At 67.6% G+C, this 12,445-nt stretch carries 10 protein-coding genes; 2 read left to right on the forward strand and 8 right to left on the reverse strand.

What is annotated here, in order from left to right:
* Positions 1-3: 3 nt before the first annotated feature.
* From ACTIFS_RS00620 to ACTIFS_RS00650, 7 genes are all read right to left on the reverse strand, one after another.
* The gene (locus ACTIFS_RS00620) at positions 4-1,092 is read right to left on the reverse strand and encodes an ABC transporter substrate-binding protein (RefSeq protein WP_439572093.1); all 1,089 of its coding nucleotides are present in this window, start codon (positions 1,090-1,092) and stop codon (positions 4-6) included.
* Between the two features lie 140 nt (positions 1,093-1,232).
* Positions 1,233-2,117 (reverse strand): helix-turn-helix domain-containing protein, encoded by an 885-nt coding sequence (locus ACTIFS_RS00625; protein ID WP_439572094.1) that lies wholly within the window; start codon positions 2,115-2,117, stop codon positions 1,233-1,235.
* Between the two features lie 127 nt (positions 2,118-2,244).
* Entirely contained in the window at positions 2,245-3,588 is a 1,344-nt protein-coding gene (locus ACTIFS_RS00630) for a TRAP transporter large permease (RefSeq protein WP_439572095.1), read from the reverse strand.
* A complete protein-coding gene (locus ACTIFS_RS00635; protein WP_439572096.1) occupies positions 3,578-4,171 on the reverse strand; it encodes a TRAP transporter small permease subunit in 594 nt (197 codons plus the stop codon). Before ACTIFS_RS00635 ends, ACTIFS_RS00630 begins: the two co-directional genes overlap by 11 nt.
* 22 nt (positions 4,172-4,193) lie before the next feature.
* Positions 4,194-5,279: a TRAP transporter substrate-binding protein DctP gene (dctP, locus tag ACTIFS_RS00640; RefSeq protein WP_439572097.1), complete on the reverse strand. Its 1,086-nt coding sequence runs from the start codon at positions 5,277-5,279 to the stop codon at positions 4,194-4,196.
* The gene (locus tag ACTIFS_RS00645; protein ID WP_439572098.1) at positions 5,272-7,086 is read right to left on the reverse strand and encodes a hydantoinase B/oxoprolinase family protein; all 1,815 of its coding nucleotides are present in this window, start codon (positions 7,084-7,086) and stop codon (positions 5,272-5,274) included. The genes dctP and ACTIFS_RS00645 overlap by 8 nt, the downstream gene beginning before the upstream one ends.
* A 13-nt stretch (positions 7,087-7,099) precedes the next feature.
* Positions 7,100-9,121: a hydantoinase/oxoprolinase family protein gene (locus ACTIFS_RS00650; protein ID WP_439572099.1), complete on the reverse strand. Its 2,022-nt coding sequence runs from the start codon at positions 9,119-9,121 to the stop codon at positions 7,100-7,102.
* Between the two features lie 108 nt (positions 9,122-9,229).
* Between ACTIFS_RS00650 and ACTIFS_RS00655 the strand changes: the two genes are divergently transcribed.
* Together ACTIFS_RS00655 and ACTIFS_RS00660 are read left to right on the forward strand one after the other, a co-directional pair.
* A complete protein-coding gene (locus tag ACTIFS_RS00655) occupies positions 9,230-10,114 on the forward strand; it encodes a 3-keto-5-aminohexanoate cleavage protein (RefSeq protein WP_439572100.1) in 885 nt (294 codons plus the stop codon).
* Between the two features lie 161 nt (positions 10,115-10,275).
* Positions 10,276-11,043: a GntR family transcriptional regulator gene (locus ACTIFS_RS00660; protein ID WP_439572101.1), complete on the forward strand. Its 768-nt coding sequence runs from the start codon at positions 10,276-10,278 to the stop codon at positions 11,041-11,043.
* Between the two features lie 40 nt (positions 11,044-11,083).
* Here ACTIFS_RS00660 and ACTIFS_RS00665 read toward each other — a convergent pair whose 3' ends face one another.
* A complete protein-coding gene (locus ACTIFS_RS00665; protein WP_439572102.1) occupies positions 11,084-12,316 on the reverse strand; it encodes an ABC transporter substrate-binding protein in 1,233 nt (410 codons plus the stop codon).
* Between the last annotated feature and the right edge of the window lie 129 nt (positions 12,317-12,445).

Here is a 12,445-nt window from a genome sequence, read left to right on the forward strand (position 1 = left end):
GCCTCAGCGCGCCGCGCGGGCAGCAGCCTCGATGGCGGCGGGATCGACCCCCCGGTTGATCTCGGCCAGCAGGTCGCCCGTCACCAGGCGCGCGAGGTCGAGATCGGACCGCTGGATCTGGCCCTCGGAGCGCATCACGTCGATCAGGCGCTGCCAGGACCCGTCGGGGAAGTGGCCGTACTGGCGGGGGGCGCCGGCCGCGAAATCATCGATCTGCGCGCGGTCGGTCATGACGATCCGCGCCTGCGTGGCGAGTTCGGCGGCCTCCTGGGCGGGCGCCGGACGCGAGGCGGGCACTGCGGCCCACCAGCTGCGGACGCAGGCTTCCGGATTGGCCTTGCAGGCGATCCACGACTTCACCATCGCCCGGCCGAAGCCGATCGCCAGGCGCGGATTGTCGCGCAGCGTCTGCTCGCTGGCCACCCAGCCGTTCGAGAACAGCGAGCGGAACGGTTCCGGCATCGGCAGGCGGCGGATCTTGATGCCGGCCAGTTCCATGCGCAGGTGCTCGCCGACGAACAGGTTCAGGGCGTCCACCTCGCCGGTCTGCATGCGGCGCCAGGCGGCCGCGCCAAGTCCGACGGGAAGCACCTCGACGTCCCGCTGCCAGGCAATATTCTGGCTCGCCAGCATCGCCCGGGAGAGCGGCAGGTTGCCCCAGGTGAGGGCGCCGACACCGAGCTTCTTGCCCTTGAGGTCGGCGAGCGTCTGGATGGGGCTCGCCTCGGGAACGACGAATTCGAAGGTCTGGCTGCGCAGCCAGTTCATGAAGAAGCGCAGCGGCATCGGCTCGCCCCGCGCGAGGGCGATGATGGCGAGGTCCGGATTGGCGTAGCCGAAATGAACCTGCCCGGCGGCGACCTGCGGCAGGAGCACGGCCGAGCCGGTCACGGAGACGCGTTCGAGGGCCATGCCCTCCTCGCGGAAATAGCCGAGCTGCTCGCCGAAGGTGAAGAAGGCGAACTGGACATTCCAGGGTGCGGGGTGCCCGACGACGACACGCTGCTGGGCGGAGGCAGGGGCCGACACGGCGCAGGCGAGCACGGTCGCGAAGGCGAGGGACAGGGCGCGGAGAAGGGTTCGGGACAACATGAGATCACCAGGCTAGAAGACAGCGGGTGGGCAAAGGGCCCGGGAGGCATTGCTCCCATCGAGCCTACGGCGCGCAGGGAACCGGGCAATCTCCGGATCTTGCGATCCTGTCCGCATCTTGCCCTGACCTGCAGGGCTGCTCAGAAGCCGGCGTCGCGCCACTCCCGGGGGGTCTTGCCGAAATGCCGGCGGAACAGTTCGCCAAACCGGCTCGCCGAGGCGAAGCCCGTTGACCGCGCGATGTCCACCACCGGCCGGCGCGTGCTCATCAGGAGCTCCCGCGCCTTTCCCAGGCGATGCTGGAGAACCCATTCGTGCGGGGAGGAGCCGGTCGCCGACTTGAACATCCGCGAAAAATGATACTTGGACAGCCCGGCCGCGAGGGCCATGTCGTCGAGCGTCAGGGGCTGCTGGTAGCGGGCTTCGACATAGTCGATGGCCCTGCGAATGCGCCAGTGCGGGCCGGTTGCGGCATGGAACTCGCGACGCCCGCCTGCCCGCATCAGCGCCGACACGATCAGGCCCATGGCCTGGTCGCAGTAGAGGTCGTCAAGGTCGTCGATGACGCGCCCGTTGGTATGGGCATCGACCAGCCGGCGCACGAGGACGGCGATCACCGAATCCTCGGCCGCGAGCCGGGAACCCTCGACGATGGCATCCTCGCTGCCGACCCCGCCCTCGGTGAGGAACCCGCGGACCCAGCTCCGCGGCACGGCGACGCTGGGAAAACGATAGGTGCCGTTCCAGGCGGCAAACCGCGGGCAGCCCCATGGAATGGCATAGACGGATCCGGGCTTGATCCGAAGCCGTTCCAGCCCGTCACCGCGATCGCGCTCCATCGTGAACGGCTTGCTGACATCGAAGATGCCGACCACGAGATCGTCGAAACCGCGCAGCCAGCGGCCCTCGTTCGGCTTGCAGGCCGCCACGGAAACCCAGGTGCGCGAGCGGCCGACCGTCGCATGGGCGACGATGCGGTTGCACTCGCCGTAGTCGATCATTGCGTGTTCGAAGAACCGGCCCATGAGCTTGACCCCGCTAGGGCAGAGGCAACCACTGTGCCACAAGGCAGGCAAGGCTGAAACATCGGGCAGGCATTCCTCGCTTGAGCGAACCGGAGACAGCCGGGCGAGCAGCGGGCGCCGATCGCCATCATCGCGCGGTGAGCAAACCTGTCGCCAGCCAGGGAAAGGCCAGGATGAGGGCGAGCGTGACCGCCATCAGAAGGACGAAGGGGAAGGTTCCCGCGAAGATCTGATTGGTCGATACCGGAGCATCCTCGGACAGCGATGCCCGCACGACAAAGACCGAAAGGCCGAACGGTGGCGTCAGCAATCCGATCTCGACCGCCACGACCGTGATGACCCCGAACCAGTGGGGGTCGATGCCGAAGCTGGTGCTGACCGGAAAGGCGATCGGCACGAGGATGAGCATGGTCGAGGAACTGTCGAGAATGCAGCCGAGCACCAGAAGGATGACGAGATAGATGGCGATGAAGCCGGCAACGCCGAGGCCGGTATTGTGGAACAGTTCGGCAATCTCCTGCGGCAGCCCCGAAAGGGCGAGGAAGCGCGAGAACAGGCTTGCGCCGATCAGCAGCAGGCAGACGGACGCCGTGATCTGGCCCGTATCGACGAGCACCTTCCAGAGGCCCGCGCGATCGAGCCGCCCCCGGAAGGCGGTGATCACGAAGGCACAGAGCGCGCCGACAGCACCGGCTTCGGTCGGCGTGAAATGGCCGCCATAGATGCCGCCGATGACGAACAGGACCAGCAGCCCCACAGGCGCCAGCGCCCGGCCGATCTCCATTGGCCGGACGGCCGGGCGCCGCGTCGCGACATTGGGGACGAGGCCGTTCTGGTAGATCAGCCCGGGGCGGAAACGGGCGGCAAGGACGATGTAGATGCAATAGACGGCGGTCAGGGCGAGGCCCGGCAGCACGCCTGCCAGGAACAGGTCGCCGATCGAGGTCTCGGTGATGATACCGTAGAGAATGAAGAGGAGGCTCGGCGGAATCAGCATGCCGAGCACGGAAGATCCCGCGACGACCCCCACCGCAAACTTGGCGCGATAGCCGAAGCGGATCATCTGCGGCACGGCGATGCGGGTGAATACGGCCGCGGCCGCGATCGAGATTCCCGTGATAGCGGCGAAAACGGCGTTTGCCGCGACAGTGGCGATGCCGAGGCCGCCGGCCAGCCTCTGCAACATCCGGTCGGCGACATCGAAGCATTCCTCGCCGATGCCCGAGATGCCGACGAGCATGCCCATCAGCACAAAGAGCGGGATGACCCCGAAAATGTAGGAGGCGATGGCATCGGACGCGGCGATGGACAGCATCTGCGACGCGATGCCGAAATCTCCGCGCAGCAGCAGCATGCCGACAAAGGAGACCGTGGTCAGCGCCACGCCGACATAAAGCCCGCCATAGATGAGCACCAGCAGCAGGCCGATGGCCAGGAAGCCGATGGTGATCGGCTCGAGGTCAACGAACATGGGAATCGTCTCCGGCGCGCAGTACCCGCTGAAGGGCGCGAATGCCATTGGCCAGGAACTGGGCGGCGAGCAGGACCGAACCCAGCACCGTCAGCCCCAGAAGCGGCCATTTGGCAACGGTCAGAAGGCCGGGATTGCCAATGAACTCGCCGCGCGACCATGCCTTCAGGGCTTGCGGAAACGTCGCCCAGGCGATGATGGAGAAGAGCCCGGCTCCGATAAACTCATAGATCGAGGCCAGGGCGTCAGCGACCCGTGGGCGGCGCAGCCTGACGAATTCGATCAGCGATTCCGAACGCGTCAGCGACTGCCTGCGCGCTGCGTCGGGCAATTGCAGGAAGACGATGGCGATGATCGACAGCGTGACCAGTTCCGGGGTCCCCGCTATCGGATGGTTGAACAGTCCGCGGCCAATGACATCCGCGTTGATGAGCACCATCAGGGCGACGATCCATGCCGTGCCGATGGCACTGCTGCCTTGCGTGAGCCGTCCAAGGATCCGGTCTGCGGCCAGGAAGGGCCGCAGCCACCGCGAGGAAGCCGGCGCTCCCGCCTCTCCCTCGCGCGCAGGTTCGTCAATCACCGGCCGGTCCTGATCTTGACGCTCATAGCTCGGCCCCGAAGTTGCGGGGGAAGGTGAAGCCCGTGGCGGCCAGCTTCTCGTAGTAGGAGCGCAGGGCCGCCGCCCCGGACGTGTTGCCGGCCGCGGCCGCCCAGCCTTTTGCGGGGTTCGGCAGGCCAGCCACCCAGGCCGCGCGATCGGCGTCGGACAGGCGCGCATATTTCATGCCGCGCTGAAGCAGTTCGCCATGCGCGGCCAGGCTGCGGGCCTTCAGATCCGCCGCATAGGCAGCGCCATAGGCAGCCGCGCCCTTGCGGAAGGCTTCCTTGACCGGGCCGGGGAAGCTCTCCCAGCGGCTGCGGTTGACCGCGAGGGCCCCAACCAGCATGGCCCCGAAATCGGCGACCAGGGCGTGGGGCGCGACCTCGTTGAGCTTCAGCGGGGCCGCGCCGGTATCATAGAGGATGTAGCCGTCGATCACGCCGGAGCGAATGTTGTTGTAGGCCTCGGGTGCCGGACCGGCCACGCCGACCGCGCCGGTACCGCCCAGCCAGAGCAGGTTCGGGCCGGCGCCGCCGATCTTCCGTCCGGACAGGTCGGCAAGGGTGGCGGCAGGGTTCTTGAGATACATGGTGTAGTTGTCGACGCTGATCGACGCGAGGTGGACCAGGCCGTTACGCTCCCAGGCCTGCTGGAATGCCGGCACGGTTCCGTGCAGGTCGTCCATGGCCTTCATGACCGTCTCGGGATTGGTCGGGCCGAACGGCGCGCAGAAGGTCAGGTTCATCAGGGGCAGCTTGGCGGGGTGGAACACGCTCATGACCGTGCCACAGTCCGAGATCCTCTGCTCCATCGTTTCGAGTTCGCTGCCCGGCTTGGCCACGGTGCCGGCGAAGGCTTCGGTCCAGCCGATCCGGATGCCGCTGCCCTCCAGCGCGGCATCCACCGCGGGTATGAAGGCCGATTTCAGGTTCTTCACCCAGAGAAAGCCCTCGGCGTGGCCGGCGGCTATGGTCAGCCTCAGCCGGGTCGGGGTCTGGGCAAGGGCGGGGGCCGCCAGAAGCGTGGCGGTGCCGGCGGTCCCTGCCAGGAGCGTGCGGCGCGTGAGCTTGCAAACGGTCTCAGGCATGAGCGGTTTTCCTCTCCATTGCGAGCTGGGCCCGGCGAGCTGCCGTAGCCTCTTCGTCGATGCGAAGGCCATCGGCGGTCAGGACGACGCCGTATTGGTCCCGGGCGGCCCCAGGGCTGATATATTCATCGAGCACATCGTCGAGCACGGCGGCCGGATCGCGGTCGAGTGGGTTGCCCCAGCCGCCGCCGCCCGTAGCCTCGAACCTGAAGACGTCGCCCGGCGCGAAGGGGTGGGTGCTGCTGATCGGGTTCTTCCAGTCGCCGTCGGGTGTCAGGCCGCCGATGACCTGCGCGCCGGCCTGGCCGATGCGCAGCATGCGCTGGGCAGGACTGGTGCCGCCTCCATGCACGCCGGGCGAACCGGATCGTGTGCGCGACGTCTCGATGCCGAGCATGCCGTCGCCGAGGAAGCGGACCTCGAAGGCCGAGCCGAGCCCGCCGCGATTCTTGCCGGCACCACCGGAATCCTGCAGCAGGTCGAAGCGCTCATAGACGATGCCGTGCATGAGTTCGGCCGATTCGGCCGGGGTGTTGAGGCAATTGCCCAGCGGATCCATCGTCACTGACATGCCGTCATTGAACGGAGTGCCGCCCCAGCCGCCCGACAGGATGTCGGTGAACAGCGTCGTGCCGGCCCTGGTCGAAACCGTCGCCATGAACCAGTTGGCGTCGGCGAAGGTCGGGGCGACGATCCGGTCGGGGATCGCCTTGGCCAGAGCCTGCCAGACCGCGGCGGCCACCTTGCCGGCGGTGATGCAGGTGCAGTTCACGACCGGCATCGGCCATTTGGCATTGAGCCAGCAATCGTCCGGCAGGACGATCCGGATCGGCGCGAACATGCCGGCATTGGGCGGCGCGTCGGGCCCGACGAAGAATTGCAGGGCGTAGTAGACAGCCGCTGCCGTGTTGGCGACCGGTGAATTGATCGCCCCCGCGACGGCACGGTCGGAACCGGTGAAGTCGACGGTGATATCGCTGCCCTTGACGATGACGGTCAGCTTCACCTTCACCGGATCGTTGGTCTGGCCATCGGAATCGGCCCAGTCCTCCGCCTCGTAGGACCCGTCGGGAATGGCCTCGATCCCCTTGCGCGAGATGCGCTCGGTATAGGCGATGAGCTGCCGCATGGCGGAGAGCAGAAGGTCGGCTCCATAGCGCTCGGCGGCGCGCTGCATCTCGCGCTCGGCGCCACGCAGGGCCCCGAGATGGGCCTGCAGGTCGCCTCGGATGAACTGCGGCGTGCGGCTGTTGGCCAACAGCACGTCGAACACGTCCTCGTTGGGCTGGCCCGCCTTGAAGATCTTCAGGGGCGGCAGGCGCAGGCCCTCGGCCGCCACATGCGTGCTGCCGGCCAGCCCGCCCGCCGCTCCGCCGCCGAGGTCCATCCAGTGGCCCCGGCTGACGGCGAAGGCAATGCGCCGGCCCTCATTAAAGATCGGCATCATGAAGGTGAGATCGTTGACGTGCGTGCCGCCGCTGTAGGGATCGTTGACGACGACGATGTCGCCATCCTGGATCTGGTCGAGGCCGAACTTGTCGGCGATCGCCTTGGCCGAGAAGTGCATGGCGGCCAGATGAACCGGGCAGTTGGCCGCCTGCGCCAGCAGGCGAAGCTCGGGGTCGTAGACCGCATTCGAGAAGTCGACGTTGTCGGCGAGGATCTGCGAGAAGGACGAGCGTTGCAGGATGCTCGACATGCGCAGGGCCGCGTAGTCGAAGAGGCTGCGCAGCACCTCGAAGGTCACGGGATCGACCTGGTCGGGCGTGCCCGACAGGCCGGTCTCGGCGGTGATGATCTGGCTCATGGCGCGCTCCGGTTCAGGCCAGTGTGACGATGAGGTTCTGCTCGCGGTCGACACGTCCGGTCGAGCCTGGCGGCAGAACTGCGATGGCGTGGGCATATTCGATGATGGCGGGGCCAAGGACCTCTGCGCCCATGCCCATGGCATCGCCGTCGTGGACGCGTGCGTCGAGCCAGGCACCGTCGAAGAACACGCTGCGGGTCCCGCGATCGGCATCGCCGCCCGACGGCGTGGCCGCGGTGTCGGCCAGGCGCGATGTCATGCCGATGGCGGCGACACAGAGCGAGACGATCTCCGGACTGAAATCGTCGGAGGCGACGCCGTACTCGATGCGGTGGGTGTCGTGAAACTCGGCACCGAGCCGTTCCAGCCCGGCCGCGTCGAGCGCCTCGCCCTCCGGCAGCGGGACCGTGACCTCATAGGTCTGGCCCATGTAGCGCATCTGCGCGGAACGGACGAAGCGCATGCGGTCGGGCGCGATGCCGTCAGCCGCCAGCCGTTCGCGTCCCTCTGCCTCCAGGCCCCCGATGACCGCCTCGATCCGTTGCGGGTCGGCGCCTGATACGGGCGTGTAGTGGAAGGCCTCGAGGTCGTGCCGGATGTCCATGGCGGTGGCTCCGAAGGCCGATGCCACGCCCGCATAGGCGGGCACCACCACTTTCGGAATGGCGAGCGCCTGCGCCACGAAGCAGGCATGCATGGGGCCGGCGCCTCCGAAGCTTGCCAGGACGAAGTCGCGCGGGTCTCGCCCGCGACCGCTGATCGTGGCCTTGACGGCGTGCGCCATGGTCTCGCAGCCGATGCGCACGATGCCCTCGGCCACTTCGAACAGCGACATGCCCATGGCATCGGCGATGGTCTGGACAGCGCGCTCGGCCGCCTTGACGTCGAGCGAAAACTTGCCGCTGAGCGAGGGATTGAGCCGACCCAGCAGAAGGTTGGCATCGGTCACGGTCGGCTCGCTGCCGCCGCGGCCATAGCAGGCGGGACCGGGCTCGGAGCCGGCACTGCGCGGGCCGACCCGCAGGGAGCCGCCATCGTCGACCCAGGCGACGGAGCCGCCACCTGCACCCACGCTGTGAATGTCGAGCATCGGCACCATCACCGGCACGTCCCATTCCAGCTCATACTGGCGGGTTACCAGCGGTTCGCCGCCCGGCAGGATGGAGGTGTCGAAGCTCGTGCCGCCCACATCCGTGTGGAGGATGTCGCGGAAGCCCGTCGACCTGCACAGATGGGCCGCATAGGCGACGCCGCCGGCGGGACCGGACTCGATGAGCTCCTCCGGATGCTGGCGGGCGAAACGGGCGGACATCATGCCGCCGTTGGACTTGAGGATGAGCAGGCGGCCGCCGAAGCCCTGGCCGGCAAGCCGCTGGTCGAGCTGGTCGAAATAGTCCCGCATGACCGGCATCATGCAGGCCGCGATCGCCGCCGTGGTGAACCGCCCGTGCTCGCGAAAGGCCGGCCGCAGGTCGCCGGAACAGACCACTTCGGCGTCCGGCATCACGTCGAGCAGGATGTCGCGCATCTCCCGCTCGTGGCGGCTCGTCACGTAGGAATTGATGAAGCAGACCGCGATGGACCGGATCGGCGTCGCGGCGATCCGCGCCGCAACGGCCTTCGCGGCCTGAACATCGAGCGGCCGGATCGTCTCGCCTCTGGCGGAGAGCCGCTCGTCGACGGGGAACCGGAAGCGACGGCGGATCAGAGGCTTCGGCTTGGTCTGGTACGGCCGGTACAGGAACTCCCTGTGCATGCGACCGATCTCCAGCACATCGCGAAAGCCCTCGGTCGTGACCAGGGCGGCGTCCGGATAGGAGCGCTCGATCAGCGCATTGGTGGCCGTCGTCGTGCCGTGGACCAGGATGCCGATCTCGGAAAAGGGAATGCCGGCCGCGGCGACCGCCGCGATGACGCCTTCGCTGCGATCGCTCCGGGTGGTCAGCACCTTGCCGGTGCGCCGCTCGCTGGTGCCTTCGTGCCAAGCGAAGAGGTCCGTGAACGTCCCTCCGACATCAACCCCGACCCGCCACATCGAAAGCTCCCCATTGCATTTCTGTGATCACAAATATATACGGAGATTGTCAGGCGGCGCAACCGGATTTTTCGGGTCCTGCCAAGCCAGCGAGAGGGCACGCATTCCATGACCAGGCCGACGATCATCACCTGTGCGCTGACCGGAGACGGGGATACGCGCACCAAGAACCCGGCGGTGCCCGTCACGCCGGAGGAGATCGCCGACGACGCCCTCGCAGCTGCGGCCGGCGGGGCTGCGGTGGTGCACATCCATGTGCGCGACCCGGCGACGACGAAGGGCAGCCGGGACGTGGGGCTCTATCGGCAGGTCGTGGACCGCATCCGTGCCTCGGGTACCGACGTCGTGCTGAACCTGACCGCCGGAATGGGTGGCCGCCTGGTGCTCGGCCCGGATGGCGAGCTCCCGGCGTCACCGGACAGCGACCTCGTCAGCGGCCTGACGCGGATGGCGCACGTGATCGCCCTGCAGCCGGACATGTGCAGCCTCGACTGCGGCAGCTACAACACCGGCGACGCACACGAGCTCTATGTCAGCACGCGCGGCATGATCGAGGAGATGGCCGACAGGCTTAAGGCGATCGGCGTGAAACCCGAGCTGGAATGCTTCGAACTCGGCCATGTGCGGGCCGCTTGTGCCTTGTGCGATGCCGGTCGAGTTGCCCCGCCGCCGTTCTTCCAGTTCGCACTGGGTGTGCCCGGCGCTGCGCCTGCCGACCCGCGCACCATCGAACAGATGTCCGGCATGCTGCCAGAAGGCGCCGTATGGGCGGCCTTCGGGGTCGGCCGTCACCAGATGCCGATGGTCGCGCAGTCCATGCTCATGGGTGGCCATGTGCGCGTCGGGCTGGAGGACAACATCTATCTGTCGCGCGGCGAGCCGGCCACCAACCGCCAGCTTGTCGAGCGGGCTGCGGGGATCGTCACCGGTCTCGGTGGAACGGTGGCAACGCCCGCGGAGGCGCGCATGCTGCTGGGCCTTGCCGGCAGATGAGCCAGGGCAACACCGCCGCGACAACCCGCCGTCCGGGAGCCGGATGCGGGATGGTTCGTTCAGGCGGGCATTGACGGCCCGGGGCGCGGCGTGCGAGCCGCGAGGAAGATGCCTGCGGGCGGCGCGGCCGGTATGACGCCCCGCACGATGGAGACGGATCGATGGTTGCCCCACGCGACGGCAGCAGCGTGCCGAAGGTCGCCTCAGGGGCCCGCCGGCGCGGGCGACCCAAGACCGAGTTGAGCATGATCGGCATGCTCAGCACCGAGGCCGAGTCCACCGGCGAGACGATGCACCACATGATCTATGCCGCGCTACGGCGGGCGCAGATGGCCGGGCGCTTCTCACCCGGTCAGGAGCTCGTCATTCGCACGCTGGCGAAGGAATTCGGAACGTCGCCGATGCCCGTGCGCGAGGCCCTGCGGCGGCTGGTGTCGGAGAATGCGCTGGAATATGGCACCAACCGGACGATCAAGGTTCCGCCGATCTCGCTCGGGCGGCTGGCGGACCTGCGCCGCTGCCGCGTCATGATCGAGGGAACCGCCGTCGAATGGGCGGTGGCCGCGACCGGGCGCAAGCATCTCGACGAACTGGCCGAGATCAACGAAAGCGTCCTCGCAGCATCGCGGCGCGGCGATGTCGAGCGCCTGCTCGACCGCAACCAGACATTCCACTTCCGCCTTTACAGCCTGGCCGGCTCGCCCGTGCTGCTGTCGGCGATCGAAAGCCTCTGGCTCCAGGCGGGACCCTATCTCAACTATCTTCGACCGAGCCTGCTGGAAGGCGGCATGCTGGACCACCACGCCGAGATCTTGAATGCGGTGGCGGCGCAGGACCCACGGGCGGCGGCAGCAGCCCTGCGCGCCGATATCGACGACGCGGCTGACTTTACGGCGCGCATCCTCGCAGACGAGAAGCCCGGCGGCTGAGGGCCACCGGGCATGTCAGGGCTCAAGGGGGCGCGGGCGCTCAAGTTCGCCTTACCAGCGAGCAGGTTGACCGATCGATCGGCTGGAAGGCCTGGTCTCCCGGAATCGTCGCCAGCAGCTTGTAGTAGTCCCACGGCGCCTTCGACTCGGACGGTTTCTTGACCTCGTAGAGCTTCATGGGATGCACCATCCGGCCATCCGGCCTGATCCGGCCGCCCTTGTAGAAGATGTCGTCGACCGCCGTGGCGCGCATGGCTGCCGTCACCGGACCGGACGCGTCGGTGCCAGCGGCGGCGACGGCCTTCAGATAGTGCCGCACGGACGAATAGGTTCCGGTCTGCAGCATGTTCGGCATGGCCTTGACCTTGTCGAAGAAGGTCCGCGACCAGGCGCGCGTCTCGTCGTTGGTGTCCCAGTAGGACGCCTCGGTGATGGTCAGGCCCTGGGCTTCGGCGAGGCCCAGTCCATGGACGTCGTTGATGAAGCACGCCAGCGTCGCGAGCTTCTGGCCGCCCTGGGTCAGGCCGAACTGCGCGGCCTGCTTCACCGAATTGATCGTGTCCGTGCCGGCATTCGCCAGAGCCACGACCTTCGCGCCGGAGGACTGGGCCCTGAGCAGAGCCGAGGCAAAATCCGCGGTGCCGACCGGCAGCCTGACGCTGCCCAGGATCCGCCCGTTATGCTCGGTGACAACCCGGCTCGTCTGCTCCTGCAATCCGTGGCCGAAGGCATAGTCGGCGGTCACGAAGAACCAGGAATCGAAGCCCTGGCGCACGAGGGCCTGGGCCGTGCTCTGCGCGATGGCGTAGGTGTCATAGGCCCAGTGGGTGACGAAGGGGCCGCAATTCTCGTTGGTGATGCGGGTCGAGCCCGGCGAAGACAGGGTGATGATCTTGCCCTTCTCCTTGGCGATCTCGATCACCGCCAGCGCCGGCGAGGAGGAGGCGACGTCGAGAATCGCGTCGACCCGGCGCTCGTCGAACCATTGCCGTGCGATGGAGGCGGCGATATCCGGCTTGTTCTGGTGGTCGGCATGGACAAGCTCGACGGGCTTGCCGAGCACCGTGCCGCCAACCTCGTCGATCGCCATCTGGGCCGCGGTCACGCAGCCAAAACCGGTGATGTCGGCATAGATGCCGGACATGTCCTCGATCAGGCCGATGCGGATGACGTCGTCGGAGATGGCGGGCGACTGGGCGCGCGCCGCGAAGGGCGCGGCGACGAGCGCTCCGGCCGTGACCTGGCCAAAGGTTCTTCTGTTCAGGCGCGACATGGTTCCTCCCGGGATGTGAATCGGCCGGTCAGTGCCAGCCTTCTCCCGCCAGTCTCGACAGGCCCGCCGCCCTGCTCAACGTCCGCGCCCGACACCTGCGCGCCGGGCCGATGTGGCTTTCTGACAGGT

Origin of the sequence: Phreatobacter sp. (assembly GCF_051860605.1) — a bacterium.
GTDB lineage: Bacteria > Pseudomonadota > Alphaproteobacteria > Rhizobiales > Phreatobacteraceae > Phreatobacter.

Coding starts and splice junctions, on each gene's coding strand:
- ACTIFS_RS00630 (WP_439572095.1), bottom strand. CDS start 3,588: ATGTTCGTTGACCTCGAGCCGATCACCATCGGCTTCCTGGCCATCGGC.
- ACTIFS_RS00625 (WP_439572094.1), bottom strand. CDS start 2,117: ATGGGCCGGTTCTTCGAACACGCAATGATCGACTACGGCGAGTGCAAC.
- ACTIFS_RS00645 (WP_439572098.1), bottom strand. CDS start 7,086: ATGAGCCAGATCATCACCGCCGAGACCGGCCTGTCGGGCACGCCCGAC.
- ACTIFS_RS00650 (WP_439572099.1), bottom strand. CDS start 9,121: ATGTGGCGGGTCGGGGTTGATGTCGGAGGGACGTTCACGGACCTCTTC.
- ACTIFS_RS00655 (WP_439572100.1), top strand. CDS start 9,230: ATGACCAGGCCGACGATCATCACCTGTGCGCTGACCGGAGACGGGGAT.
- dctP (WP_439572097.1), bottom strand. CDS start 5,279: ATGCCTGAGACCGTTTGCAAGCTCACGCGCCGCACGCTCCTGGCAGGG.
- ACTIFS_RS00620 (WP_439572093.1), bottom strand. CDS start 1,092: ATGTTGTCCCGAACCCTTCTCCGCGCCCTGTCCCTCGCCTTCGCGACC.
- ACTIFS_RS00665 (WP_439572102.1), bottom strand. CDS start 12,316: ATGTCGCGCCTGAACAGAAGAACCTTTGGCCAGGTCACGGCCGGAGCG.
- ACTIFS_RS00660 (WP_439572101.1), top strand. CDS start 10,276: ATGGTTGCCCCACGCGACGGCAGCAGCGTGCCGAAGGTCGCCTCAGGG.